The following is a 25184-nucleotide window of genomic DNA, read 5'->3' on the forward strand; positions in this document are numbered from 1 at the left end:
CACGTACGGATCAGTACCGAGAGGAGAACGGACATGCACCCCACCGTGGTGGAACGCGAACTGGAGCTCACGCTCGTCCTGTCGCCGGAGCACGGCATCCCGGTCCCGGCCCGGCTCAGCTACCGCAGCGACGACCCCTTCGCCGTGCGCGTCACCTTCCACATCGACTCCGGGCACCCGGTCGACTGGACGTTCGCCCGCGACCTTCTCGTGGAGGGCGTGTTCCGGCCGTGCGGGCAGGGAGACGTGCGGGTGTGGCCGAGGAAGGTGAACGGACGCGGCGTCGTGCTGATGGCGCTGAGTTCACCCGGGGGCGACGCCCTGCTGGAGGCGCCCGCCGCGCAGGTCTCGTCCTGGCTGGAGCGGACGCTGCGGGTGGTGCCCCCGGGGACCGAGGGCGCGCGGCTCGGCATCGACGACGCCGTGGCCGAGTTGCTCGCCCCCACGGCGGCCGACGACCTGCGGCTGCTCGGCCCGTGCCCGTTGGACGAGGCCCCGGACGGGGAGTGAGCCGTGGGGGACGCTCAGAAGAGCTTGCCCGGGTTGAGGATGCCCAGCGGGTCGAAGGCCGCCTTGATCGCCCGCTGCATCTCCAGGCCGACCGGGCCGATCTCGCGCGCCAGCCACTCCTTCTTCAGCACGCCCACGCCGTGCTCGCCGGTGATGGTGCCGCCGAGCTCGAGGCCGAGGGCCATGATCGCGTCGAAGGACTCCCGGGCGCGCCGGCACTCGTCGGGGTCGGCCGCGTCGAAGCAGACCGTCGGGTGGGTGTTGCCGTCGCCCGCGTGGGCGACGACCCCGATGGTGAGCCGGTACTTCTCGGCGATGCGCTCGACGCCCTCGAGCATGTCGCCGAGCCGCGACCGGGGCACGCAGACGTCGTCGATCATCGTCGTGCCCTTGACGGCCTCCAGCGCGACGAGCGAGGACCGCCGGGCCTGGAGGAGCAGTTCGGACTCGGCCGCGTCCTCCGCCGGGACGACCTGGGTGGCGCCGGCGGCCTCGCACAGCGCGCCGACGGCGGCGAGGTCGGCGGCCGGGTCCGCGGTGTCGAAGGCGGCGAGCAGCAGCGCCTCGGTGGTCTCGGGCAGGCCCATGCGGGTCAGGTCGTTGACGGCCTTGACCGTCGTACGGTCCATCAGTTCGAGGAGGGACGGCACGTGTCCTCCCGCCATGATGTGACAGACCGCGTCGCAGGCGGCGGCGCCCGACGGGAACTCGGCGGCCAGGACCAGCTGAGCGGGCGGCCTCGGTTTCAGCGCCAGCACGGCCCGTACGACGATGCCGAGCGAGCCCTCGGAGCCGACGAAGAGGCGGGTCAGGTCGTATCCGGCGACGCCCTTGGCGGTGCGCCGGCCGGTGGACATCAGGCGGCCGTCGGCGAGGACGACGTCGAGGCCGAGGACGTACTCGGCCGTCACCCCGTACTTCACGCAGCACAGGCCGCCGGAGGCGGTGCCGATGTTGCCGCCGATCGTGCACATCTCCCAGCTGGAGGGGTCGGGCGGGTAGTACAGGCCGTGCTCGCCGACCGCGCGGGAGAGGGCCGCGTTGACGACGCCCGGTTCGACGACGGCGATGCGGTCGACGGGGTTGATCTCCAGGATCCGGTCCATCTTCGTCAGGGACAGCACGACGCAGCCGTCGCAGGCGTTGGCGGCTCCGGACAGGCCCGTGCGGGCGCCCTGCGGAACGACCGGTACGCGCAGCGCGGAGGCGGTGCGCATGACGTGCTGGACCTCCTCGACCGTGCGCGGCAGCACGACCACGGCCGGGGTGCCGGCCGGGCAGAAGCTCGCCATGTCGTTGGCGTACGAGGCGGTGACGTCGGGGTCGGTGAGGACCGCGTCGGCGGGCAGGCCGTCGAGCAGCCGGTCCAGGAGGTTGCCGGTCGCTTCGTCACGAGGAGCTTCGATACGGCTCATGATCACAGCGTCGCACCCGGGGCCATCGGTGTGAACCCCGTCTGCGGCACCCGGCGGATGCCCGGCCGACGACGTCGTCCTGACGCACAGTGAGCGCCATGGACAGCACCATGAAGACCGAAGCCGCGGACCGGCCGCCGGAGGACCGGCCACCGGAGCCGGAGACGTCCGCCCCGCGCGCGGGGGCCCGCTCCCGGGTGCGCCGCCGGGTACTCCTCGGCGCGCTGGCCGGATGCCTGGTGCTGGGCGGGATCCTCGTCCTCCTGCCCGGTGAGGAGCGGCGGCCGGCGCCCGGACCGGCGCCGGGCGCGCAGGCGCACTCGGCGGTCCGTACCGGGGTGGCGGCCGCGCTGCCCGACCTGGCCGCGCTGATCGGCGAGCGGGAGACGTATCTGCGCACGCATCCCCGGGACGCCCGGACCTGGGCGGTGCTCGGCTCGGCCTACGTCGAGCAGGGCCGGCGCACCGCCGACGTCGCCGTCTTCTACCCCCGGGCCGAGCGGGCCCTGCGCACCTCGCTGAAAGTGCGCCCCCAGGGCAACGCCGAGGCCCTCATCGGCCTGGCCGCCCTCGCCAACGCGCGCCGCGACTTCCGGGCGGCCAAGTCCTGGGGCGAGGCGGCGCGCGCGCTGGCGCCGAAGCGGTGGACGACGTATCCGCAGCTCATCGACGCCTACACCGGGCTCGGCGAGTACAAGAAGGTCCCGGCCACCCTCGACACGCTGATGGAGCTGCGCTCGGGACCGGCGGTGAAGGCGCGGGCGGCGGCCGTCTACCGGGACCTCGGCTGGCGCGAGGACGCGGCGGCCGCGCTGTCGGACGCGGCGGCCGGGGCGTCCTCGCCCGCCGAGGAGGCGGCGTGGCAGGAGCGGGCCGGGCAGCTCGCGTGGGAGCGCGGCGACCGGGAGGCGGCCCTGCGCCACTTCCGGGCGGCGGTGCGGCTCGACCCCGACCAGCGGGCCGCGCAGGCCGGGCAGGGCCGGGCGCTGGCGGCGCTCGGGCGCACGTCGGAGGCGCTGAACGCCTACCAGGTGGCCGTCGCCGCCCAGCCGCAGCCGCAGTACGCGCTGGAGCTGGGCGAGCTGTACGAGTCGATGGGGCTCAAGGAGGCGGCCCAGGTGCAGTACGACCTGGTGCGGGAGCGGGTGCGCGCGGACGCGGCCGGCGGGGTGGACGGGGAGCTGGTCCTCGGCCAGTTCGAGGCCGACCACGGGGATCCGGCGTCGGCGGTGCGGCGGCTGCGCGCCGAATGGCGGCGGCAGCCGGGGATCGCGGTCGCGGACGCGCTGGGATGGGCGCTGCACCGCGCCGGCCAGGACAAGGAGGCACTGCGGTTCGCCGTGATCGCCACCGACGAGGCGCACGGCGGTGCGGTGCGCAGCGCGCCGTACTCCTACCACCGGGGCATGATCGAGCGGGACCTGAAGCGGTACGGGCCGGCCCGGCGGTTCCTCGAGGAGGCGCTGCGGATCAACCCGTACTTCTCCCCGCTGCACGCGCGCACGGCCCGGACGGCCCTGACGGAGCTCGGCGAGCCGCCGCTGACGGACCCGCCGAGCTGACTGTGGCCTACAGGTTGCCGCGCTTGGCCTGCTCCCGCTCGATCGCCTCGAAGAGGGCCTTGAAGTTGCCCTTGCCGAAGCCCATAGAGCCGTGCCGTTCGATGAGTTCGAAGAACACGGTCGGACGGTCCTGGACCGGCTTGGTGAAGATCTGCAACAGGTAGCCGTCCTCGTCGCGGTCGGCGAGGATCTTCAACTCGCGCAGGGTCTCCACGGGGACGCGGGTGTCGCCGACCCACTCGCCGAGGGTGTCGTAGTAGGAGTCGGGCGTGTCGAGGAACTGGACTCCGGCCGCGCGCATCGTCCGGACCGTCTGCACGATGTCGTTGGTGTTCAGCGCGATGTGCTGCACGCCCGCGCCGCCGTAGAACTCCAGGTACTCGTCGATCTGGGACTTCTTCTTGGCGAGGGCGGGCTCGTTGATCGGGAACTTGACCTTCAGGGTGCCGTCCGCGACGACCTTCGACATCAGCGCGCTGTACTCGGTGGCGATGTCGTCGCCCACGAACTCCTTCATGTTCGTGAAGCCCATGACCTTGTTGTAGAAGCCGACCCACTCGTCCATCCGGCCGAGCTCGACGTTGCCGACGCAGTGGTCGACCGCCTGGAAGGTGCGGTGGGCGGGCGGTTCGACCATCGGCCTCGCGGCGACGAAGCCGGGCAGGTACGGGCCGTCGTAGCCGGAGCGGTCGACCAGGGTGTGGCGGGTCTCGCCGTACGTGGCGATCGCGGCGAGGACGACGGTGCCGTGCTCGTCCTTCAGTTCGTACGGCTCGGCGACGGAGCGGGCGCCGTGCTCGATGGCGTAGGCGTACGCGGCGCGCGCGTCCGGGACCTCGATGGCGAGGTCGATCACGCCGTCGCCGTGCTCGGCCACGTGCTGCGCGAGGAAGTGGCCCCAGGTGGTGGACGGCTTGATCACCGAGGTGAACACGAAGCGGGCGGAGCCGTTCTCCAGGACGTACGCAGCGGTCTCGCGGCTGCCGTTCTCCGGTCCGGAGTACGCGACCAGCCGCATGCCGAAGGCGGTGGAGTAGTAGTGCGCCGCCTGCTTGGCGTTGCCCACGGCGAAGACGACCGCGTCCATTCCCTTGACCGGGAAGGGGTCGGCCTGCCGGGCGGTGTCGGGAGCGTGGTGTGTGGTCTGCGTCATAGCCGAAGCCTCGCCCTGCCCGGCAAGGTGCGCAACACTTCGCTTGTCCGCTGGGCAGTCTGCTCAGCGGTACGGCGGTTCCGGCGGACTTTCTGTACAGGGTGACCATCTCGGAGGCGGGCATGGCGATCGATCATCTGGACGGGCGGATCATCGTGCTGCTGGCGCGGGAACCGCGCATCGGCGTGCTGGAGATGTCACGGCGGCTGGGGGTCGCCCGGGGCACCGTGCAGGCACGGCTGGACCGGCTTCAGTCGAATGGCGTCATCCGCGGATTCGGTCCCGAAGTGGACCCGGCGGCCCTCGGCTACCCGGTCACGGCGTTCGCGACGCTGCAGATCCGGCAGGGGCAAGGGGCCGACGTGCGGGCCCACTTGGCGACCGTCCCGGAGGTGCTGGAGCTGCACACCACCACCGGCAGCGGGGACATGCTGTGCCGTCTGGTGGCCCGCTCCAACGCCGATCTCCAGCGGGTCATCGACCGGGTCGTCGGTTTTGATGGGATCGTCCGGGCCTCCACCGCGATCGTGATGGAGAACGCCGTTCCGCTGCGGGTCATCCCGTTGGTGGAACAGGCGGCGGGGCAGGCCCCGGACCGGGAAGGACCGGGTCGACCTGCGGGGTGAGGCGTGTGAGCTTCTGGGAGTACCTGGGCAACCGGCACCAGCAGTTGCTCACCGACGCCTACCAGCACGCGAGCGCCGTGTTCCAGTGCATGGTCGTGGCGACCGTGCTGGGGGTGCTGATCGGGGTCGTCACCTACCGCAGCGGCTGGGCCGGTGCCCTCGCCACCACCGCCACCTCCACGATCCTCACCGTCCCGGCCCTCGCGATGATCGGTCTGCTGATCCCGGTGGTCGGCCTGGGCGTGCCGCCGACGGTGACCGCGCTGACGCTGTACGGGCTGCTGCCGGTGGTACGGAACTCGATCGTGGGCCTGCGGGGCGTCGACCCCGCCCTCGTGGACGCGGCCAGGGGCATCGGGATGTCCCGGCCGATGCGGCTGGCGCGGGTCGAACTGCCGCTGGCCTGGCCGCCGATCCTCACCGGTGTCCGGGTCGCCACGCAGATGCTGATGGGCATCGCCGCCATCGCGGCGTACGCCTCCGGGCCCGGCCTCGGCAACGAGATCTTCCGCGGGATCGCCTCCCTGGGCAGCGAGAACGCCCTCAACCAGGTCCTCGCGGGCACGCTCGGGATCATCGTCCTGGCCCTGCTCTTCGACGCCGCGTACGTCCTCGTCGGGCGGCTGACGATTCCGAGGGGGATCCGTGCCTGAGACCGGCACCCACGGAGCGACGATCGAGCTGGAGAACCTCACCAAGCGCTACCCCGGCAATCCGCAGCCGTCGGTGGACAACGTCACCATGGAGATCAAGGCGGGCGAGACCGTCGTCTTCGTCGGGCCGTCCGGCTGCGGGAAGTCGACCACCCTGAAGATGATCAACCGGCTGATCGAGCCCAGCGGCGGCCGCATCCGCATCGACGGCGAGGACGTCACCGACATCGACCCGGTGAGGCTGCGCCGCAAGGTCGGGTACGCCATCCAGTCGTCCGGTCTCTTCCCGCACATGACCGTCGCCCAGAACATCGCGCTCGTCCCCAGGATGACCGGCTGGCCGAAGGCGCGGATCCGGGACCGGGTGGAGGAGATGCTCGGCCTCGTCGGGCTGGACCCCGGGGAGTTCCACGGCCGCTATCCGCGCCAGCTGTCCGGCGGACAGCAGCAGCGCGTGGGCGTGGCGAGGGCGTTGGCGGCGGATCCGCCGGTGCTGCTGATGGACGAACCGTTCGGTGCCGTCGACCCGATCACCCGGGACCATCTCCAGGACGAGCTGATCCGGCTCCAGCAGGAGCTGCGCAAGACGATCGTGTTCGTCACCCACGACTTCGACGAGGCGATCAAGCTGGGCGACCGGATCGCGGTGCTGCGCGACCGCTCGCACATCGCGCAGTTCGACACCCCGGAGGCGATCCTCACCAACCCGGCGGACGACTTCGTGTCGGGGTTCGTGGGCGCGGGGGCGGCGTTGAAGCGGCTGAACCTGACCCGCGTACGGGATGTCGGGGTCACCGACTGTCCGACGGTGGGCGTGGACGACCCGCTCCAGACGATCTTCAACCGGCTCCGGAGCAGCGGCACCAACGAGATCCTGCTGCTGGACAGGCGGGGCCGGCCCTACAAGTGGCTGCGGCGCGGCGACCTGATGCGGGCCAAGGGCTCGCTGGCCCGCGCGGGGACGCTGGTGCACTCCACCGTGACCAGGGACGCGACGCTGCGGGACGCGCTGGAGGCGGTCCTGACGGACAGCACCGGGCGGGTCGCGGTCACCGGGCGGCGTGGCGCGTACACCGGGGTCGTCGACATGGAGACGCTGCTGAACTCCGTGCACGAGCTGCTGGAGGCCGACCGGCTGGAGGCGCTGGAGGCACAGCACGAGCTGGAGGAGGCGCGGGCCGCGCAGACCCACGCGGAGCAGGAGGGGCACGGCGGGGAGGTGAAGGCGTGACGGCCCCCGAGCTGAACGCGCCACGGGACGAGCAGCCGCGCGACGGGTCGCGGGACGGGCTGCTCGACGGGCTGCGGGAACGGGAGGAGGCCGAGGCGTCGCCGCCCCCGGCGCCCGCCCGGCGACGGGTCACCTGGCAGAAGCTGACCGTCCTGCCCGCCTTCCTGGTCGCGCTCCTGCTCGGCACCTGGCTGTGGTTCCGGCAGGCGGACCTGGACGCGATCTCCGAGAACGCGCTGTCCGGCGGGCAGGTGACGACGGCGCTGTGGCAGCACGTCGAACTGACGGTGATCTCCACCTTCTTCGTGCTGGTCATCGCGATCCCGCTGGGCGTCCTGCTCACCCGCGGGGCGTTCCGCAGGGCCACCCCGGCGGTGATGGCCGTCGCCAACACCGGTCAGGCGACGCCCGCGATCGGCCTGCTCGCGCTGCTGGTGATCTGGCTGGGCACGGGCATGAGGGCGGCCCTGATCGGCATCATCGCCTACGCCGTCCTGCCGGTGCTCGCCAACACCGTCGCGGGCCTGAGGGCGAACGACCCCACGCTGCTGGAGGCGGCCCGCGGTATCGGCATGTCCCCGCTGGGCGTGCTCGCGACGGTGGAGCTGCCGCTGGCGGTCCCGCTGATCCTGGCCGGCGTCCGTACGGCCCTGGTCCTGAACGTCGGTACGGCGACCCTGGCGACCTTCGGCGGCGGCGGTGGGCTCGGCGTGCTGATCACCACCGGCATCACCAACCAGCGCATGCCGGTCCTGGTGCTGGGTTCGGTCCTCACCGTCGCCCTGGCGCTGCTGGTGGACTGGCTGGCCTCGCTGGCGGAGCTGCTGCTGCGGCCGCGGGGGCTGGAGACGGTCGGATGAGGCGCCGGGTGTGGCCGGCGGGGGCGCTGGTGCTGGCCTCGGGCTGCGGGCTGACCAGCGGCTCCCCCATGGTCGACGACGTCGGGCCCGGCTCGATCGGACGGGGCGAGCCGCTCAGGGGCGCCCACCTCACGGTCACGTCCAAGTCGTTCACCGAGAACCTGATCCTCGGCGCGATGGTGGGCATCGCCTTCGAGGCGGCCGGCGCGGACGTCCTGGACCGCACCGGCATCCAGGGTTCCATCGGCTCCCGCGAGGCGGTCCGCAAGGGCGACGCCGACGCCTCGTACGAGTACACGGGCACCGCCTGGATCACGTACCTGGGCAACAGCGAGCCCATCGCCGACCCGCGGCGGCAGTGGCAGGCCGTGCGCGACGCCGACCTGAAGAACGGGCTGACCTGGCTGCCGCCCTCGGAGCTGAACAACACCTACGCGCTGGCGATGAACCAGGCCAACCACCGGAAGTACGGCACGAGGACGCTCTCGGACGTGGCCGCGCTGTCGAAGTCGGACCCCGGCGCCGTGTCGCTGTGCGTGGAGGGCGAGTTCGCCAACCGGGCGGACGGGCTGCCGGGCATGCAGAAGGCGTACGGGATGGACGTGCCGGCGTCCCGCACCACGCAGATGGACACCGGGATCATCTACACGCAGGCGGCGAAGGGGAGTTGCACGTACGGGGAGGTGTTCACGACCGACGGGCGCATCAGGTCGATGAAGCTGGTGGTGATGGCCGACGACAGGAAGTTCTTCCCCAACTACAACGCGGCGCCCCAGATCAACTCCCGGACGCTGGAGAAGTGGCCGGCGATCGCGGACGTCCTCGACCCGATCACGAGGAGACTGAACAACGCGGTGGCGCAGGAGCTGAACGCGAAGGTGGACGTGGAGGGGGAGGATCCGCATCAGGTGGCACTGGAGTGGATGCGGGAGGAGGGGTTCGTGACGTAGGGGGTGGTGGGGTGGCCCTTCGCGGTGTGGGGGTCGCGGGGTGAGGTTCGCGGTGTGGCGTTCGCCCTCTGGGGATCGCGGTCAGCGGATCGCGGTCAGCGGATCGCGGTCTGGGGATGTGGCGAGCCGGGGGCCGGCTAGCAGCTCGGGACGGACCCCGTGCCCTTCTCCAGCGCGACCAGGGAGGCGACGGCACCCTTGAGGGTGGTCACCGGGATCAGCCGCAGGCCCTTGGGCAGCTCGGCCTTGGCCTCGGCGCACTCGTCCCTCGGCACGAGGAAGACGGTGGCGCCGTCCCGGCGGGCGGCCTGCGTCTTCAGCGCGACCCCGCCGACCGCGCCGACGGTGCCGTCGGCGTCGATGGTCCCCGTGCCGGCGACGGTACGGCCGCCGGTGAGGTCGCCGCCGCTGCCGTCGCCCTCCAGCTTGTCGATGATCCCCAGGGAGAACAGCAGACCGGCGCTGGGTCCGCCGACGTCGGCGAGCTTCAGCGTGACCTTGATGCCGTCGTCGGTGCGCTTGAGGTACGTCAGCGCGGCCCCGGTCGCGGCGTCCTGGGACTCCTTCATCTGCTCGGTGTTGTGCCGCTCGATCTGCTCGGTCGTCTCACCGCTGGGATACACCGAGTCCCGCGGCATGACCGCCTGGTCGCTCCTGAACCAGCCGTCGATCACATCACCCAGGGAGACGTGCGCGTCCGGGCCGGTCGCCACGATGGTCGTCATCCGCAACTGCCCACGGGTCTCCCGCGTGGGCGCACCCGAGATCGTGATCACCGGCGTGCCCTTGTGGGCCCCAAGCACATCCGCCGTCGTCCCCGGGTACGCCACCGAGAACGGCAACGGCGCGAGCCCCGCGGTGGCGACCAGTGCCACGAGGGGAACCGCACAGACAGCGAGGGCGCGGGGGCGCGTGAGGCGTGAGAGCACGGAGCCAATCTAACGCGAGCCCTCTGACCCCGACCCGCGGGCATGTGGTCCACCCACACAACCTGCCCCGCAGCCGCGGCAACCGGGCCGCTGGGACGGCACGCAGCGGCACCCCGGGACGCCGGGCCGCACGCCCCACCCGCCGACAGCCCCGCCCGCGCAACTGCGGGCAATCGTGCCGCCGGGGCGGCACGGGTGGGCGCAGCGGCACCCCGCGACGCCGGACCGCGCGACCCACCCGCCGGCACCGGCCCCGGCGGACCCCTCACGCAACGCTCAGCTCACGGACCCGCACCGATCCCGATCCCGGTCCACATGTCACGCGACGCCCAACTCACCGACCCGCACCGACCCCGCCGCACACCTCACGCACGTCTCCCGCACGTCTCACCTCAACGCCTCCGCGACCTCCCGCGCCGCGTCCACCACGCGCTGCCCCACCCGCTCCGGCACCGCGTCGGCCAGCATCACCACCCCCACGCTGCCCTCGACACCCGTCACCCCCAGCAGCGGCGCGGCCGCACCGCTCGCGCCCGCTTCCAGCTCCCCGTGGGTCAGCGTGTAGCCGGGGTCCTCCAGCGACCGCTGCCGCGCGGCGAGAATCGCCCTGCCCGCCGCCCCCCGGTCCAGCGGATGCCTGAACCCGGCCCGGTACGCCACGTGGTAGTCCGTCCACGTCGGCTCGACGACCGCGACGGCCAACGCCTCCGACCCGTCGACGAGCGTCAGATGCGCGGTCGCCCCTATGTCCTCGGCCAGCGAACGCAGCGCGGGCAGCGCAGCCTCCCGCACCAGCGGATGCACCTGGCGGCCCAGCCTCAGCACCCCCAGCCCGACCCGGGCACGTCCGCCCAGATCACGTCGTACGAGGGCGTGCTGCTCCAGGGTGGCGAGCAACCGGTACACGACGGTCCGGTTCACGCCCAGTTTGTGGGAAAGCTCGGTGACGGTCAGGCCGTGGTCCGTGTCGGCCAGCAGTTTGAGGACCCTCAGTCCTCGATCGAGCGTCTGGGAGGTCTCCGCGGTCACGACGCCCACTCCTTAGTGGTGAGGTCGACGGCCCCCTCGCGGCGGATGCGTCACCGAGTCCCGTCGGCGACGCGCTTCAGAGGCCGCCGATCGGCAGGTGGGCCCGGCGTGTCCGGGCCCAGTCGCTTCACGGCTGCGCTCCGCGGCGGCGCTGCCACGGGGCGTGTGCGTAGCGGGACAGTAGCGAAGCAGGTTCGCTGAGCGGAAGGCTCCGTCCAGAATCCGGTCAATGGCCGGCAAGGACTACCTCTGTTTGTCACGATACGTACGGCGCACCACGCAGTGGCCCCAAGGAATACGCGCCCCGCCCCCTTCACGCGGCGGGCGTCACTTCATCCGGGTCGCCCACTCCTGCACCTTGGCGATCCGCTGCCGCAGCTGTCCCGCCGTCGCCTCCGCGCTCGGCGGCCCGCCGCACACCCGCCGCAGCTCGGTGTGGACGACCCCGTGCGGCTTGCCGCTCTGGTGGACGTACGCGCCGACCATCGTGTTGAGCTGCCGGCGCAGCTCCATCAGCTCCTTGTGCGAGACGACCGGCCGCCGCTCGGCGGGCAGCTCCAGCAGGTCGGCCTCGGTGTCCGGCTTCTTGCGGCTGTGCGCGATCTGCTTGGCCTGCCGCTTCTGGAGCAGCAGCTGCACCTGCTCGGGCTCCAGCAGGCCGGGGATGCCGAGGTAGTCCTGCTCCTCCTCGCTCCCGGGGTGGGCCTGCATGCCGAACTCGGCGCCGTTGTACATGACCCGGTCGAAGACGGCGTCGGACTCCAGCGCCTCGAAGGGCAGCATGTCCTGCTCGCCGGTGTCCTCGTCCTGCTCCCGGTTCGCCTCCTCCATCTCCTTCTCGGACTCGGCGTACGGGTCCTCCTCGTCCCCGCCCTTCTTGGGCTTGTCCAGGACGTGGTCGCGCTCGCGCTCCATCTCGTTGGCGAAGCCGAGCAGGTCGGGCACGGTCGGCAGGAACACGGAGGCGGTCTCGCCCCGCCGCCGGGACCGCACGAAACGCCCGACGGCCTGGGCGAAGAACAAGGGTGTCGAGATCGTCGTCGCGTACACCCCGACCGCGAGCCGGGGCACGTCGACGCCTTCCGACACCATCCGCACCGCGACCATCCAGCGGTCGGTGTTGTTGCTGAACTCGTCGATGCGGTTGGAGGCTCCGGCGTCGTCGGAGAGGACGAGCGTCGCCTTGGTCCCCGTGATCTCCCGGATCAGCTTGGCGTAGGCGCGCGCCGAGTCCTGGTCGGAGGCGATGACCAGCGCCCCCGCGTCCGGGATGGCCTTCCTGACCTCGGTGAGCCGCTGGTCGGCGGCGCGCAGCACGCTGGGCATCCACTCGCCGCGCGGATCGAGGGCCGTACGCCAGGCCTGGCTGATCGCGTCCTTGGTCATCGGCTCACCGAGCCGGGCGGCGATCTCGTCACCGGCCTTCGTCCGCCAGCGCATGTTGCCGCTGTAGGAGAGGAAGATGACGGGCCGGACGACGTGGTCGGCGAGCGCGTTGCCGTACCCGTAGGTGTAGTCGGCGGCGGACCGCCGGATCCCGTCGTTCCCCTCCTCGTACGTCACGAAGGGGATGGGGTTGGTGTCGGAGCGGAACGGCGTACCGGTCAGCGCCAGCCGCCGCGTGGCCGGCTCGAACGCCTCCAGACACGCCTCGCCCCACGACTTGGAGTCACCGGCGTGGTGGATCTCGTCGAGGATCACGAGGGTCTTGCGCTGCTCGCTCCGGTTGCGGTGCAGCATCGGCCGTACGCCGACGCCCGCGTACGTCACCGCGACACCGTGGTAGTCCTTGCTGAGCGGCCCCGCGCTGTACTCGGGGTCCAGCCGGATCCCTATCCGCGCCGCCGCCTCCGCCCACTGCTTCTTCAGATGCTCGGTCGGCGCGACCACGGTCACCTGCTGCACGACGTGGTGGTGCAGCAGCCAGGAGGCGAGGGTCAGCGCGAAGGTCGTCTTGCCGGCGCCGGGGGTGGCGACGGCGAGGAAGTCGCGCGGCTGCTCCTGGATGTACTTCTCCATCGCCCCCTGCTGCCAGGCGCGCAGCTTGCTGGCGGTGCCCCAGGGGGCGCGGCCCGGGAAGGCCGGTGACAGGTGGTGGGAGTGGGAGGAGGAAGCGGCGGTGGTAGTCACGGTCTCCGGTTCGTGGGTCGTGCGGCTCGGGTCTCGGCTACGTATGACAACCGGGCCACCCTACCGGCGGCCCGACCCCGTCACCGCGCGAACCGGGCCGGGTCGCCCCCGGGTGGGATTCACGTCACAGAGGTCTCTTGGCTCACGGCTGTCGCAGCCGTGTCGTCACCCAGGCCCCGACCAGCGCGACGCCGGCCATCGGCAGGAAGACGGCGGCGAAGGCGGCCGGGTGCGAGCCGGTGGCCTGTGCGGCGGCGTGGGTGACGGTGCCACCGCCGAGGGCGGCGAAGGCGGCCCCGCCCGCCGCCAGCAGGAGGACGTTGGACAGGCCGTCCGAGATCTGGAGCGCGGCGGAGTTGGTGCCGGCCTCCTCGGGGGCGGAGAGCTGGAGCAGCAACACGCTGGTGGAGGAGATCACCAGTCCCATCCCGAAGCACCCGAACGCCCAGGCGACGGCGACGGTCCAGGCGGGCACGGCGTCGATGAGCACACTCGGCGCGGCGGCGATGGCGGCGGCCACCAGCAGCATCCCGACGGTCATCAGCCGCTCCCGGTACGGCTCCACGCGCGGCCGGGACTGCACCCACGAGGCCAGCGCCCAGGTCCCGCCGCCGGCCGCCAGCGAGAACCCGGCGAGCGTCGGACTGAGGCCGCGCTGCGTGACGAGCATCAACGGCACGAAGGACTCGGCAGAGATGAAGGACCCCGCCGCGACACCGCGCAGCAGCACGACCGACGGCAGCCCGCGGGCCGCCCGGTAGGTGCCGCGCGGCAGGAGTCCGCGCACGGCGGGCAGGAGCAGCGCGCCGCCCGCGAGGGCGGGGAGCACGGACAGGGGCCGCAGATCCTGGGCGGCGTACTGGAGCAGGCCGGCGCCGAGGGAGATACCGAGGGCGAGCCGGATGCGCCGCGAGTCGAGGGAGCCGTCCCCGGCCCCGTCGACCGGCCCACCCGCTCGCCGCCGTATCTGCGGCAGCGCGAGCGCGAGCGGCAGAACGACGAGCACGGGAATGCCGACGAACACCCACCGCCACCCCAGATGCTCGGTCACCGCCCCCGCAGCGAGCGGCCCGACGACCGACGGCACGACCCAGCTCGCCGCGAACGCCGCCATGATCGCCGGCCGCAGCCGCTCCGGATAGACCCGCCCGACGACGACGTACAGGGCGACGATGACGAGCCCGCCTCCGAACCCCTGCACGGCCCGCCCGAGAATGAACAGCCACATGACCCCGGCGGTCCCGGACAGCAGCAGCCCAGCGGCGAAGGCGCCGATCCCACAGGTCAACGGCCCCAGCGGCCCCCGCCGATCGGACCACTGCCCCGCCAGCACCATCCCGAACAGGCTGGTCGTGAAGTACCCGGAGAAGGCGAAGGCGTACAACGACACACCGTCCAACTCCCGCGCCGCCACCGGCATCGCCGTCCCCACGGCGGTCGCCTCGAAGGCGATCAACAAGACGACGGAGACGATTCCGACGCTCAGCGCGCGGTACGACCGCCCGAGCACGGTCTGGCCGGAGGACGGACGGGACGGACTCGACGGACTGGAGCTCTCGTCTGCGTCGGCGACACCGGTGTCGCGGGGTTCGGGCACGGCCATGCCCGCCAGAGTAAGGCCCACAACCGACATTGACCCCTGTCCGTGGACGGGCCTGCGCCTGGTCCCTTGGTCGTACGTCCCACCCCGCCCGCCACGGCCTCGAGTGCACTGCCCCGTCAGCGATGCGAGGCCGGCTCGGCAGTGCCGCCCGAGGTGGTTGCGGGTTTCGTGTGGAGGACTTCGCGGGCCTGGTCCGCGGCGCGGGCGATGCTCTCCGAGATGAAGTCGAGGAAGCGGGCGATGTTCTCGAGGCGGGCGGCGGCCGGGGTGCCTGGGCCGAGGACGCCGACGCCCTGCCGTGCGATCTCGACGAGCTGGGCGGTGGACCGGGCGCTGGCCATCATCGACTGGTACCAGATGTCGTCGTCGACGACGTAGCGCTCGCGGCGGCGTTCGTCGCGTTCCCGGCGTACGAGGCCCTGGCTCTCGAGGAATGCGATCGATTTGGAGATGGACGCCGGGCTGACCCGGAGGCGCTGGACGAGTTCGGACGCGGTGAGGCTGCCCGCGTCGGTGGTGCAGAGGCAGGCCAGCACCCGGGACATCATCTTGGGCATGCCCGATTGCATGAGGACGGTGGTGAACGTCTCCTCGTACTCGCGCACCGCCTCGGCGTCGCGTCCGTGGGCCTGCCCGGGCGCCTCCGGCCCTCGGGGCGCGGTCTGCCTGCGCCGGTGGGCGCGGCGTTCGGTGGCACGGTGGGCGAGGTCGGCGCGGTAGGCGGTGGGGCCGCCGTTGCGCATGACCTCGCGTGTGATCGTCGAGGTCGGACGGTCGAGGCGTCTGGCGATCTCCGCGTAGGCGAGGCCGTCGGCCAGTCCCAGCGCGATCTGCTGGCGTTCCTGCTGGGTGAGTCTGCCTCCCGGCATCGCGGCCTCCTTCGTGGTCCGTGGCGTCTCCAGTATAGCGTTCACTCTTAAATCATTGCAACGAAGAGGGCAGGCGTTGTTGCGTTAGATTCCATACCATTGCAACGAATTCATGCATCTGAGCAGCATTAATAGCGATGACGAGCAACGAGCTTGTTGCCGATCTCTTAAATGCAACGTAGCGTTTCCAACATCGGAAACAACGCCCGAAGGAGCGCACGATGCAGAAGTTCGACACCCCCACCCCGGTCTCGGCCGTCCTCGACATCCCGGCGGGACGCATCCGGTTCATCGCCGCCGACCGGGTCGACACGACGGTCGAGGTCCTGCCCGCGGACGCCTCGAAGGGCCGCGACGTGAAGGCGGCGGAGCAGATCGACGTCGCGTACGGCGACGGCGTCCTGCGGATCGAGGCCCCGGCGGCGAAGAACCGGATCCTCGGCGCTTTTGGATCCCTCGAGGTGACGGTCCGGCTGCCCGCCGGCTCCCGCATCGAGGCGAAGGCGGCCGACGGCGAGTTCCGGGGCGTCGGACGGCTCGGCGACGTCACCTTCGAGGGCGCGCGGGGTTCGGTCAAGCTCGACGAGACGGCGAGCGCCCGCCTCACCCTCCTCGCCGGTGACATCTCGGTCGGCCGCCTGGGCGGCCCCGCGGAGATCAGCACCCAGAAGGGCGCCATCCACATCACCGAGGCCGTGCGCGGCACGGTCACGCTGCGCACCGAACACGGCGGCATCTCGGTCGGCGCCGCCCACGGAGTCTCCGCCTCCCTGGACGCCGGCACCGCCTACGGCCGGATCCACAACGCGCTCGGGAACACCGACGGCGCCGCCGCCGGCCTGAACATCCACGCGACCACCGCCTACGGCGACATCACCGCCCGCAGCCTGTAAGAAGGAGCACCCCTCATGACCGACCTGGCCATCGCGGCGAACGGGCTGCGCAAGTCCTACGGCGACAAGACCGTCCTCGACGGGGTCGACCTGGCCGTCCCGGAAGGGACGATCTTCTCCCTGCTCGGTCCGAACGGCGCCGGCAAGACCACCGCCGTCAAGATCCTCTCCACCCTCGTCTCCCCCGACCCCTCCTCCGGTGCGATCCACGTCGGCGGCCACGACCTCGCCGCCGCCCCGCAGGCCGTGCGTGCCGCGATCGGCGTCACCGGGCAGTTCTCCGCCGTCGACGGGCTGATCACCGGCGAGGAGAACATGCTGCTCATGGCGGACCTGCACCACCTCTCCAAGCGGGAGGGACGGCGGGTCGCCGCCGAGTTACTGGAGCGCTTCCACCTCACCGAGGCCGCGAAGAAGCCCGCCTCCACCTACTCCGGCGGCATGAAGCGCCGCCTCGACATCGCCATGACCCTCGTCGGAGACCCGCGGATCATCTTCCTCGACGAACCGACCACCGGCCTCGACCCACGCTCCCGCCACACCATGTGGCAGATCATCCGCGAGCTGGTCACGGGCGGCGTCACCGTCTTCCTCACCACCCAGTACCTGGAGGAGGCCGACGAACTCGCCGACCGCATCGCCGTGCTCAACGACGGCAAGATCGCCGCCCAGGGCACCGCCGAGGAGCTGAAGCGGCTCGTCCCCGGCGGACACGTGCGGCTCCGCTTCACCGACCCGGCCGCGTACCAGAACGCCGCCTCCGCCCTGCGCGAGGTGACACGCGACGACGAATCCCTCGCGCTGCAGATCCCCAGCGACGGCAGCCAGCGCGAGCTGCGCTCCGTCCTCGACCGGCTGGACTCGGCCGGCATCGAGGCCGACGAGCTGACCGTGCACACCCCCGACCTCGACGACGTCTTCTTCGCCCTGACCGGCGGCGCCGACGTGCCCGCGCAGCCCAACCAGCCCAAGGAGGCTGTCCGATGAGCTCCCTCTCCCTCGCCGTACGCGACTCCTCCACGATGCTGCGCCGCAACCTCCTGCACGCGCGCCGCTACCCGTCCCTCACCCTGAACCTGCTGCTCACCCCGATCATGCTGTTGCTGCTCTTCGTCTACGTCTTCGGCGACACCATGAGCGCGGGCATCGGCGGCGGCGCTCCGGACCGCTCCGAGTACATCGCCTACATCGTCCCGGGCCTCCTGCTGATGACCATCGGCAGCACCGTGGTCGGCACCGCGGTCTCCGTCTCCAACGACATGACCGAGGGCATCATCGCCCGCTTCAGAACGATGGCGATCCACCGCGGTTCGGTGCTCGTCGGACACGTTGTCGGCAGCGTGTTGCAGTCGATCATGAGCGTGGTCCTCGTCGGCGTCGTCGCCGTGGCCATCGGCTTCCGGTCCGCCGATGCCACCGTCCTGGAGTGGCTCGCCGCGTTCGGACTGCTCGTGCTGTTCGCCATGGCGCTCACCTGGATCGCGGTCGGCATGGGCCTGAGCAGCCCGAACGCCGAGGCCGCCAGCAACAACGCGATGCCCCTGATCCTGCTGCCGCTCCTCTCCAGCGCCTTCGTCCCCCTCCACGCGATGCCGGGCTGGTTCCAGCCGATCGCCGAGTACCAGCCGTTCACGCCCGCCATCGAGACCCTGCGCGGCCTGCTGCTCGGCACCGGGATCGGCCACAACGGGTGGCTCGCCGTCGTCTGGTGCCTGGGCCTCGCGGTGCTCGGCTACCGCTGGTCGACCTCGAAGTTCGGCCACGACCCGAAATAACCGCCATGACAACGCGGGCCCACCTCCCGCGACCCGTCCCACCCGAGGGCGGCGTACACCGACACCCGTCGGCGTACGCCGCCCCGTTCGTGAGCACGGAGGACGTCGTCCCGGCCGCTGGACCACTCGGTGATCGGCGACCGGCCGGGAGCTGAGGGACGGCGGCATCGCCCCCGGTGCGCGTGCGGCGCGCAGGGTGGTCTCGGACCGGCTCGGTGCGAGCGGTGAGCCGGACTGGTCGCGGCGCGCGATCACCGATGCGGGTGGGGCCCCGACCGCACCACTGCCCAAGGGCCGACAGGTGCCGGGACGGTCGGCGACCCGTGCGGTGTTCCTACCCGTACAGCCCGCCGCCCACCTCGTCGCCGAACACCCCCGGCCAGTACCGCCACCCGTCGTCGCCGGCCACCGACGGAGTCGGGTCGCAGGACAGCGGGTCGAGGGCGGTCAGGGTGCGGGTCATGGTGGCGGCCAGTTGGTCGTACGCCTCGGTCAGGGCGTGGTCGGTGTCCAGGGATCTCGCCCGGTGGATCAGCCAGAGGGTGAACGCCAGGGTCGAGATGTCGGCGTTGAGCGGGCGCAGGGCCGCCTCGGACTCGCTCCAGGCGAGGACCGCGCCCGTCGTGCCGTCGACGACGAGGCTCGTGTCCTCCAGGAGGTGGCCGAGGCGGATCAGGCGGGTCGCGCCTTCCGGGAGAGGGGCGTCGGGGTCGTCCGCCCAGTGCTCGGTGAGGGTGGGCAGCGGCGCGTCGGTGTCGAGGTGGAACCAGACGCACTCCTCCGGCAGGCCCACCTCCCGCAGGAAGCGGCGGGTCGGCTCGTGGGTGAGCGCGGACGGGAAGTCGACGTCCTCGAAGCGGGCGAGGGCGCGGGAGCCGAACTCCTCGTCGAGGAGGCGGGGCGGGAGGTCCAGGGCCAGCCCCGAACGGGTGCCGGGGCCCGCGATCAGGGCGAGGGGGCGGATCACCGCGGCCAGACGCCAGAACGGCGGCACCTCACCGGCCGTACCGGACTCGTACAGCGCCAGGAGCTGCGCCGTCGCCTCCGCCACCGCCTCGGGTCCGAACCGGCCCGCGTACGCCGCGAACTGGCCTCGCAGCGCCGCCAGTTCGTCCGCCGCCGTCGCGAACCTGACGAGCGTCTCCAGGGAGGGCGCGAGCGGACGGCGGTCCATCAGGTCGGGGCGGGCGTGGAAGAAGTACGCCGTCGTGATTTCGCCCGTGGCGCCGTCCAGCAGCACCGACTCGGTCTCGGGGCCCGCCGGGCCGACGAGTCCGCCGATGACCAGCTGTTCGCGCAGGTCCGCCGCCAGGCGGCCCTGGGGGTCGCCCGTCGAGTCGCCCACCGTGCGCAGGCCGTCCGCGCGCAGCGCGTCGAACGTCAGCAGCCCGCCGACGCCCGGCAGTCCCGGGCCGGTCAGCCAGCGGCGCGTCGGCGCGTGCGTGACGTACCGATCCAGCTCGGCCTCGGTGAAGGTGATCACCGCGGCGCCGGTGGTACCGGTCGTGCCCATCGATCCCCCGTGCGTGAAGTGTGCCGTCCCCCGCGGCAGACCGTGCCCGCCGCGGTTCCACTTCCTCGAACACTACGCGGCACCACTGACAACGGCCCCGTACGAGAAGACGTCGGGCCACGCTCGCGCGTTCCCTCCCCACCGGGATCGCCCCGACCGTCTCCCCCGCCGTCGGCTCCGTGGCGTCCGGCACGGGTCCGGTGCGCGGGGTACGAACGGAAGGCGAGGTTCCGCACCGCGGGCGGCCACGGTCCGGTCCGCGCCGCGGTCGTCCGTCCCCCGCACGACCCCGTTCAGGTCAGGTAGACGCCGCCCAGCACGACCACGACCGCCGCCAGCACGAACAGCAGGATCCAGAACAGCAACTTTCCCGCGCTGGGCGGGGGTTCGTAGCGCTGAGGCTCCCCCGGCCCCGGCTGCGGCCCGCTCACTGTGCCGTCACCACCGCCGCCTGCGGCCTTATCGGCAGCCGGTTCACCGGGCGGCCTGTCGCGGCGCGTACGGCGGAGGCGATGGCCGCCGGGGAGGTCACGACCGGGACCGCGCTGACCGCCTTCGCGCCGAAGGGGGCGACCACGTCCCGCTCCTCGACCAGCTTGACGATCCGGATGTCGGGCGCGTCCAGGGCCGTCGGGAGCGCGTACCCCGTGAGGTCGGGGTGGCGGATCAGGCCGCGCGGGGTGCGGAGGTTCTCGGTGAGGGCGATGCCGACGCCCTGGGTGACGCCCGCCTCGATCCGGGCGGTGAGCTGCGCCGGGTTGAGGATCCGGCCCACGTCCTGGGCGACCGCCAGCTCCACGACCCGTACCGAGCCCAGTTCGATGTCGACGTCCACGACCGCGCGGATCGCGCAGAAGGCGAGGCCGACGAAGGCGTCGCCCTGGCCCGCGCCGTCCAGCGGCTCGGTGGGATGCGGGCGGCACTGGGCCGTCGCCCACAGTTCCTTGCCGACCAGTTCTTCGGTGACCGTGGTCGACAGGACACCGTCGTACGAGGTGATCTTGCCGTCGGTGATCTGGAGCAGTTCGGTGGACATGCCGAACTTGTGGGCCAGGGGCTGCAGGAGCTGGGTGCGGACCATCTTGGCCGCACGTTCCACCGCGCCGCCCGAGACCCAGGTGTGGCGGCCGCGGCAGCCCGCGCCGGCCGGCGGCTGGTCGGTGTCCACGGGCGCCACGTGCACCTCGTCGACGCCGAGCGTCTCCTGGACGATCTGCCGGGCCAGCGTCGTGAAGCCCTGGCCGGTCTCCACCGCCGCGCACAGCACGGTGGCGACGCCGTCCTGGACCTTCACCGTGGCCGTGGAGACCTCGTCCGCGCCCTCCGCGCCGAGCATGTGCACCATGCCCAGGCCGTAGCCCACGCCCCGGCGCACCGCGCCCGGTTCGCCCGCGCCCTCGGGGCCGCCGGGCAGCAGCCAGTCCTCCTCCGGGCCGTCCTTGGGCAGGGGCGGCAGCGGGAACTCCTGGACGGCCTGGAGCAGCTCGGCGACCGGCGCCGGGCAGGTCACCGTCTGGCCGGTGGGGAGCACGTCACCGGTGGCCATGGCGTTGCGCAGGCGCAGCTCGGCCGGGTCGACGCCCAGTTTCTTCGCCAGCTTGTCCATCTGCGCCTCGTAGGCGGCGCAGACCTGCATGGCCCCTTCGCCGCGTACGTGCCCGGACGGCGGGTTGTTGGTGCGCACCGCCCAGCCCTCGATGAAGGCGTTCGGGACGACGTAGGGGCCGCAGGCGAAGGAGACGGCGGCGGCCAGGGCCTCGGCGGAGGTGTCGGCGTACGCGCCCGCGTCCAGCAGGATCTGTGCCTCGACCTTGACCAGCCTGCCCTCGGCGTCCGCGTGGTGGCGGTATCTGAGCAGCGTGGGATGGCGGTGGGCGTGGCCGAGGAAGGACTCCTCGCGGGTCGCCGTGAGCTTCACGGGACAGCCGGTCCTGAGCGCCAGCAGGCCGAGCGGGAGCTGGAAGCTCTGGTCCTCGCGGTCGGCGGTGGCGCCGGGCACCCCGGTGACGACGATCTTCACCCGATCGGGTGCCAGGCCGTAGCAGGCGGCGGCGGTGTCGCGGTCGGCGTGCGGGTCGGTGGAGGCCAGGTAGAGCTCGACGCCGCCGTCGGGGCGGGGCACCGCGAGACCGGCCTCGGCGCCGATCGGGGCCGGGTCCGCGCGGCCGATGCGGTACAGGCCCTCGACGACGACCTCGCCGGCCGCCTCCGGGTCGCCGTGCCGCAGCGGGATGTGCCGGATCAGGTTGCCGTCGGGGTGCAAGGGCTCGGCCTCGAAGGCCTGCTCGGGGTCGGTCACCGGGTCGAGCACCTCGTACTCGACGATGACGGCCGCGGCGGCCATCCGCGCGGTGTCGGGGTGGTCGGCGGCGACGGCCGCGATGGGTTCGCCGTGGTGGCGTACGACGTCGGAGGCGAACACCGGGCGGTCGGCCTTGCCGCGTCCGTGCAGCGGGCTGCCGGGCACGTCCTCGTGGGTGACGACGGCCCGTACGCCGGGCATCTCGCGCGCGTGGGAGGTGTCGATGGAGACGATGCGCGCGTGCGCGTGCGGGGAGCGCAGCACGGCCGCCCACAGCAGGCCCTCGGCCCACAGGTCGGCCGCGTACGGGAAGGTGCCCTCGGTCTTGGCACGGGCGTCGGCGGGCGGCAGGGACGCGCCGAGGCCGTGCGGGATCGGCTCGGGGGCCGGGGCGGCCTCCGCGGGGGTCGTCGCGGTGGCTGCTTCGTTGCTCACGCCTGGCCTCCGTCCTGGCCGTACGCCGGGTCATGGGGGTGCGGCTGGTTGGGGTTCTCGAACGCCGACACGTGGACGCCACCGGCACCCGGACCCGCCTGGTGGGGGATGCGGGCCTCGTCGCCGTCCGTGTCGGGGTCCCCCGTCGCGTGCGCCTCGCGTTCGGCGACGACGTCCCTGACGGCCTGGAGGACGCCCCGGTAGCCGGAGCAGCGGCACAGGTTGCCGCACAGTGCCTGGCGGGCCTCCAACTCGGTGGGCGCCGGGTTGCCCTCCAGGAGGTCGTGCACGGTCATCGCCATGCCGGGCACGCAGAAGCCGCACTGCACGGCCCCGCACCGGGCGAGCGCCCGCTGCACGTCCGAGGGCTGTCCGTCGACGGCCAGGCCCTCGACGGTACGGATCTCGCTGCCGGCCGTGGTGACGGCGGGCACCAGGCAGGAGGCGACGAGCCGCCCGTCCACCTGCACGTTGCAGGCCCCGCACTCGCCCTGTGAGCAGCCGTCCTTGGCGCCCGCGAGCCCGAGCCGCTCCCGCAGGACGTAGAGCAGCGACTCGCCGATCCACGCGTCGGTGACCGGGCGGTCGGAGCCGTTGACGCGCAGGACGTAGGAGGCGAGGGGGTGTTCCTCGTGGTGGGGCGGGGCGGCTTCGGCCTCGGCGCCGGCGTCCGCGCTCTCGCCGTCCGCGGGTTCCGTGCCGTCCACGCGCGTGGAGGCCGCCGTGACGTCGTCGGCCGCCGCTTCGGCCCGCGGGGCGGCGGGCTGCGCGCCGGACGCGTGGGCGTCCGGGGCCGCGTCGGTCCCGGCGGGCGCATCGGCCGGCGGCTCGTCGGCACCGTGGCGCGGGGTCTCCGGGGCGTGCACGGCGTCCACCGCGTTCGCGGCCTCGTGGAGGGCCAGTGCGGCTTCGTGGGCGGCCTCCGTGGCCTCCTGCGCGGCTTCCACGGCCTCGTGGACGGCCTCGGCTCCCGCGCCGGCGCCGGGAGCCTCGGCGGCTTCGGCGGCGGGCGGGAGGGGCTCGTACGGCCGGTCGGCGGGGGCGTGCCCGAAGGCGGGCGCGTCCGGCGTGGCGCCGGGCGCCCGCTCGGCCTCGCCGGCACCGGGAGCGGCGCCGGCGCCGGCCGGGTCCGGCTGCTGTCCCCACGCGCCGTCGGACGGGTGCGCGGGTCCGGTCGCCCAGGGCGCGGGCGCGCCGCCCGGCAGGGTCGCCGGAGGAGTGCCGCCCCACTGTTCGACCAGGGACGACGTGGTGAACTCGCCCGATTCGTCCGGGAGATCACCACCGGCGACGGGGATCGACCACTGCCCGGTCACGTCGTGCCCGGGGGCCGGGGCGTGGGCCGCCGCGGTGTCGTCGAACGTCCACTGTCCGGTCGCGCCCGGGTGGTACGTGAACCGGTCGTCACCGGCCGACTGACCGTCCGCCGGGGCGGGCCACTCGGTGCCGCCGGCCGGGGCCGCCCACGCGCCCGAGCCGGTCGCGGCGGGGTCGGTCCCCTCGTGGTCCACCGTTATCGGTGGCGGCACGTACCCGTGCCCGGGGGCCGCGAGCGGGCTGTCGCCGCGCCCGGCCAGGAGGGCGTCGATGCCTCCCTCGGGCAGCTTCACGAAGGCGGTGGCGCCGTCGTCGTAGTCGCCCTGCGGCAGCGGGTCCCAACGGCCGCCGCCCTGCGGCGTGCCCTGTTCCTGCTGGTCGTCGGTCACGTCAGCGCCCTCCCCAGTGCTCGTCGGGCCAGCGCGGCGACGGTGCGCCGCAGGTGCAGTACGGCGGGCGGAAGCGGTTGCACGGAGCCGTCCTCGGCGGGGACCGGGTCGGGGATGCAGGCCGCGGCGACGTACTCGCCGAAGGCGTTGAGGGCCTCGGGGACGATCGCGCGGTTGTTGTCCCAGTCGATGAGCCGGGCGACCCACTGCTCGGCCTCCAGGGGCCGCAGCGGCATCGGCGCTATGGCGCCGACGGCGCACCTGACTCCGCGCCGGGCGGGGTCGAGGACGAGGGAGACGGAGGCCACGGCCCGCCCGGGGCCGGTGCGGCCGGTCGCCTTCAGGAAGACCTGAGGGGCGTGCAGCAGTGGCACGCGCACGTACCCGATGAGTTCGCCGCCACGCAGCATGTCCATGCCGGCCAGCAGGTGCGACACCGGGATCTCCCGGCGGGCTCCGCCCGGGCCCGCGATGATCAGCGTCGCCTCCAGGGCGGCCAGGACGGGCAGCGCGTCACCCGTGGGGGACGCCGAGGCGATGTTGCCGCCCAGGGTGCCCGCGTTGCGGATGTGCGGGGGTCCCGCGGCGCGCGCGGCTGCCGCGAGCGCCGGGATGAGGGCGGCGAAGTCGGGGCGGCCCATCCGCGCGTGCGTGAGTCCGGCGCCGAGCAGGGCGTGACCGTCCTGGTACTGCCAGCCGCGGATCTCGCTGATCCGGCCGAGACCGACCAGCGCGGCGGGCCTCAGCTGCCCGGAGTTGACGGCGGCCATCAGGTCGGTGCCGCCCGCCACGGGCACGGCGGCGGGCATGGCCGCGAGGGCCGCCACGGCCTCGTCCAGCGTCGTGGGCAGCGTGACGGCCTGCGCCGCCCGTGGTGCGTGCGTGGTCAAACCGGCTGCCCCTTCCCGCTGCCCCACCTGGTCCCACCTGTGTTGCCGTACGGTACGTGCTGACAGGGCGGACGTGGCAACTCTGGCACATCTTCGCAAGGCCCGAACGCGGGGGTCCGCTAGGAGGCATTCGCCCACCTCACCTGGGAG

22 protein-coding genes are annotated in these 25184 nt (G+C 72.8%); 10 read left to right on the forward strand and 12 right to left on the reverse strand.

All coding sequences use genetic code 11. From position 1 onward, the window contains the following. The first annotated feature begins 33 nt into the window (after window positions 1-33). A complete protein-coding gene (locus tag ACF1A1_RS20080) occupies window positions 34-510 on the forward strand; it encodes an SsgA family sporulation/cell division regulator (protein WP_392001465.1) in 477 nt (158 codons plus the stop codon). Window positions 511-524: 14 nt separating this feature from the next. Here the strand turns inward: ACF1A1_RS20080 and ACF1A1_RS20085 are convergent, their stop codons facing one another. After that, on the reverse strand, window positions 525-1931 hold the full coding sequence (locus ACF1A1_RS20085; RefSeq protein ID WP_392001466.1) for an FAD-binding oxidoreductase: 1407 nt from the start codon (window positions 1929-1931) through the stop codon (window positions 525-527). Window positions 1932-2023: 92 nt separating this feature from the next. Here ACF1A1_RS20085 and ACF1A1_RS20090 point away from each other — a divergent pair, with 92 nt between their 5' ends. Then, a complete protein-coding gene (locus ACF1A1_RS20090; RefSeq protein WP_392001468.1) occupies window positions 2024-3487 on the forward strand; it encodes a tetratricopeptide repeat protein in 1464 nt (487 codons plus the stop codon). A 7-nt stretch (window positions 3488-3494) separates the two neighbouring features. On the opposite strand, the gene hppD is transcribed toward ACF1A1_RS20090, so the two are convergent. Beyond that, the gene (gene hppD / locus ACF1A1_RS20095; protein ID WP_392001469.1) at window positions 3495-4640 is read right to left on the reverse strand and encodes a 4-hydroxyphenylpyruvate dioxygenase; all 1146 of its coding nucleotides are present in this window, start codon (window positions 4638-4640) and stop codon (window positions 3495-3497) included. 122 nt (window positions 4641-4762) lie between these two features. Here hppD and ACF1A1_RS20100 point away from each other — a divergent pair, with 122 nt between their 5' ends. The 5 genes from ACF1A1_RS20100 (at window position 4763) to ACF1A1_RS20120 (ending at window position 8960) form a co-directional block, all read left to right on the forward strand. Then, a complete protein-coding gene (locus ACF1A1_RS20100; protein WP_392001471.1) occupies window positions 4763-5266 on the forward strand; it encodes an Lrp/AsnC family transcriptional regulator in 504 nt (167 codons plus the stop codon). A gap of 5 nt (window positions 5267-5271) precedes the next feature. After that, window positions 5272-5919 carry an ABC transporter permease gene (locus ACF1A1_RS20105; protein WP_392001473.1) on the forward strand — a complete coding sequence of 216 codons (648 nt, stop codon included), beginning with the start codon at window positions 5272-5274 and terminating at the stop codon, window positions 5917-5919. Next, window positions 5912-7150, forward strand: a complete 1239-nt coding sequence (locus ACF1A1_RS20110; protein ID WP_392001475.1) for a betaine/proline/choline family ABC transporter ATP-binding protein — start codon at window positions 5912-5914, stop codon at window positions 7148-7150. Before ACF1A1_RS20105 ends, ACF1A1_RS20110 begins: the two co-directional genes overlap by 8 nt. Window positions 7151-7221: 71 nt before the next feature. After that, a complete protein-coding gene (locus ACF1A1_RS20115) occupies window positions 7222-8010 on the forward strand; it encodes an ABC transporter permease (RefSeq protein WP_392001602.1) in 789 nt (262 codons plus the stop codon). Next, window positions 8007-8960: a glycine betaine ABC transporter substrate-binding protein gene (locus ACF1A1_RS20120; protein ID WP_392001477.1), complete on the forward strand. Its 954-nt coding sequence runs from the start codon at window positions 8007-8009 to the stop codon at window positions 8958-8960. The genes ACF1A1_RS20115 and ACF1A1_RS20120 overlap by 4 nt, the downstream gene beginning before the upstream one ends. A 137-nt stretch (window positions 8961-9097) precedes the next feature. Here the strand turns inward: ACF1A1_RS20120 and ACF1A1_RS20125 are convergent, their stop codons facing one another. The 5 genes from ACF1A1_RS20125 to ACF1A1_RS20145 form a co-directional block, all read right to left on the reverse strand. Then, a complete protein-coding gene (locus ACF1A1_RS20125; RefSeq protein WP_392001479.1) occupies window positions 9098-9889 on the reverse strand; it encodes a PDZ domain-containing protein in 792 nt (263 codons plus the stop codon). Between the two features lie 387 nt (window positions 9890-10276). Further along, window positions 10277-10918, reverse strand: a complete 642-nt coding sequence (locus ACF1A1_RS20130; protein ID WP_392001480.1) for an IclR family transcriptional regulator — start codon at window positions 10916-10918, stop codon at window positions 10277-10279. A 327-nt stretch (window positions 10919-11245) separates the two neighbouring features. Further along, window positions 11246-13048, reverse strand: coding sequence for a DEAD/DEAH box helicase (locus tag ACF1A1_RS20135; protein ID WP_392001482.1), 1803 nt, complete (start codon window positions 13046-13048; stop codon window positions 11246-11248). Between the two features lie 142 nt (window positions 13049-13190). Beyond that, window positions 13191-14651 (reverse strand): MFS transporter, encoded by a 1461-nt coding sequence (locus tag ACF1A1_RS20140; protein WP_392001483.1) that lies wholly within the window; start codon window positions 14649-14651, stop codon window positions 13191-13193. Window positions 14652-14767: 116 nt separating this feature from the next. Continuing rightward, on the reverse strand, window positions 14768-15520 hold the full coding sequence (locus ACF1A1_RS20145) for a helix-turn-helix domain-containing protein (protein ID WP_392001485.1): 753 nt from the start codon (window positions 15518-15520) through the stop codon (window positions 14768-14770). 221 nt (window positions 15521-15741) lie between these two features. On the opposite strand from ACF1A1_RS20145, the gene ACF1A1_RS20150 reads away from it, so the two are divergent. Genes ACF1A1_RS20150 through ACF1A1_RS20160 form a run of 3 tightly spaced genes read left to right on the forward strand, consistent with a single transcriptional unit; the run spans window position 15742 to window position 18188 of the window. After that, window positions 15742-16413 (forward strand): DUF4097 family beta strand repeat-containing protein, encoded by a 672-nt coding sequence (locus ACF1A1_RS20150; RefSeq protein ID WP_392001486.1) that lies wholly within the window; start codon window positions 15742-15744, stop codon window positions 16411-16413. Window positions 16414-16428: 15 nt separating this feature from the next. Next, window positions 16429-17400, forward strand: a complete 972-nt coding sequence (locus ACF1A1_RS20155; RefSeq protein ID WP_392001488.1) for an ATP-binding cassette domain-containing protein — start codon at window positions 16429-16431, stop codon at window positions 17398-17400. Beyond that, a complete protein-coding gene (locus tag ACF1A1_RS20160; RefSeq protein WP_392001490.1) occupies window positions 17397-18188 on the forward strand; it encodes an ABC transporter permease in 792 nt (263 codons plus the stop codon). The genes ACF1A1_RS20155 and ACF1A1_RS20160 overlap by 4 nt, the downstream gene beginning before the upstream one ends. Before the next feature lie 334 nt (window positions 18189-18522). On the opposite strand, the gene ACF1A1_RS20165 is transcribed toward ACF1A1_RS20160, so the two are convergent. The 5 genes from ACF1A1_RS20165 to ACF1A1_RS20185 all read right to left on the reverse strand — a co-directional run bounded on the left by ACF1A1_RS20165 (window position 18523) and on the right by ACF1A1_RS20185 (window position 25034). Continuing rightward, complete coding sequence (locus ACF1A1_RS20165; protein WP_392001492.1) at window positions 18523-19701, reverse strand: SUKH-4 family immunity protein; 1179 nt, start codon at window positions 19699-19701, stop codon at window positions 18523-18525. 293 nt (window positions 19702-19994) lie between these two features. After that, on the reverse strand, window positions 19995-20132 hold the full coding sequence (locus ACF1A1_RS20170) for a hypothetical protein (protein ID WP_392001493.1): 138 nt from the start codon (window positions 20130-20132) through the stop codon (window positions 19995-19997). Continuing rightward, window positions 20129-22438 carry a xanthine dehydrogenase family protein molybdopterin-binding subunit gene (locus ACF1A1_RS20175; protein ID WP_392001495.1) on the reverse strand — a complete coding sequence of 770 codons (2310 nt, stop codon included), beginning with the start codon at window positions 22436-22438 and terminating at the stop codon, window positions 20129-20131. Before ACF1A1_RS20175 ends, ACF1A1_RS20170 begins: the two co-directional genes overlap by 4 nt. Then, window positions 22435-24144, reverse strand: a complete 1710-nt coding sequence (locus tag ACF1A1_RS20180) for a (2Fe-2S)-binding protein (RefSeq protein WP_392001497.1) — start codon at window positions 24142-24144, stop codon at window positions 22435-22437. The genes ACF1A1_RS20175 and ACF1A1_RS20180 overlap by 4 nt, the downstream gene beginning before the upstream one ends. Then, window positions 24141-25034 (reverse strand): FAD binding domain-containing protein, encoded by an 894-nt coding sequence (locus ACF1A1_RS20185; protein ID WP_392001498.1) that lies wholly within the window; start codon window positions 25032-25034, stop codon window positions 24141-24143. Before ACF1A1_RS20185 ends, ACF1A1_RS20180 begins: the two co-directional genes overlap by 4 nt. Between the last annotated feature and the right edge of the window lie 150 nt (window positions 25035-25184).

The organism is Streptomyces sp. NPDC014995 (assembly GCF_043080745.1).
Lineage (GTDB): Bacteria > Actinomycetota > Actinomycetes > Streptomycetales > Streptomycetaceae > Streptomyces.

Excerpts from the sequence above, each read along its gene's own strand:
- ACF1A1_RS20145 (WP_392001485.1), bottom strand. The coding sequence starts at position 15,520 with ATGCCGGGAGGCAGACTCACCCAGCAGGAACGCCAGCAGATCGCGCTG.
- ACF1A1_RS20150 (WP_392001486.1), top strand. The coding sequence starts at position 15,742 with ATGCAGAAGTTCGACACCCCCACCCCGGTCTCGGCCGTCCTCGACATC.
- ACF1A1_RS20090 (WP_392001468.1), top strand. The coding sequence starts at position 2,024 with ATGGACAGCACCATGAAGACCGAAGCCGCGGACCGGCCGCCGGAGGAC.
- ACF1A1_RS20080 (WP_392001465.1), top strand. The coding sequence starts at position 34 with ATGCACCCCACCGTGGTGGAACGCGAACTGGAGCTCACGCTCGTCCTG.
- hppD (WP_392001469.1), bottom strand. The coding sequence starts at position 4,640 with ATGACGCAGACCACACACCACGCTCCCGACACCGCCCGGCAGGCCGAC.
- ACF1A1_RS20160 (WP_392001490.1), top strand. The coding sequence starts at position 17,397 with ATGAGCTCCCTCTCCCTCGCCGTACGCGACTCCTCCACGATGCTGCGC.
- ACF1A1_RS20120 (WP_392001477.1), top strand. The coding sequence starts at position 8,007 with ATGAGGCGCCGGGTGTGGCCGGCGGGGGCGCTGGTGCTGGCCTCGGGC.
- ACF1A1_RS20100 (WP_392001471.1), top strand. The coding sequence starts at position 4,763 with ATGGCGATCGATCATCTGGACGGGCGGATCATCGTGCTGCTGGCGCGG.
- ACF1A1_RS20155 (WP_392001488.1), top strand. The coding sequence starts at position 16,429 with ATGACCGACCTGGCCATCGCGGCGAACGGGCTGCGCAAGTCCTACGGC.
- ACF1A1_RS20140 (WP_392001483.1), bottom strand. The coding sequence starts at position 14,651 with ATGGCCGTGCCCGAACCCCGCGACACCGGTGTCGCCGACGCAGACGAG.
- ACF1A1_RS20165 (WP_392001492.1), bottom strand. The coding sequence starts at position 19,701 with ATGGGCACGACCGGTACCACCGGCGCCGCGGTGATCACCTTCACCGAG.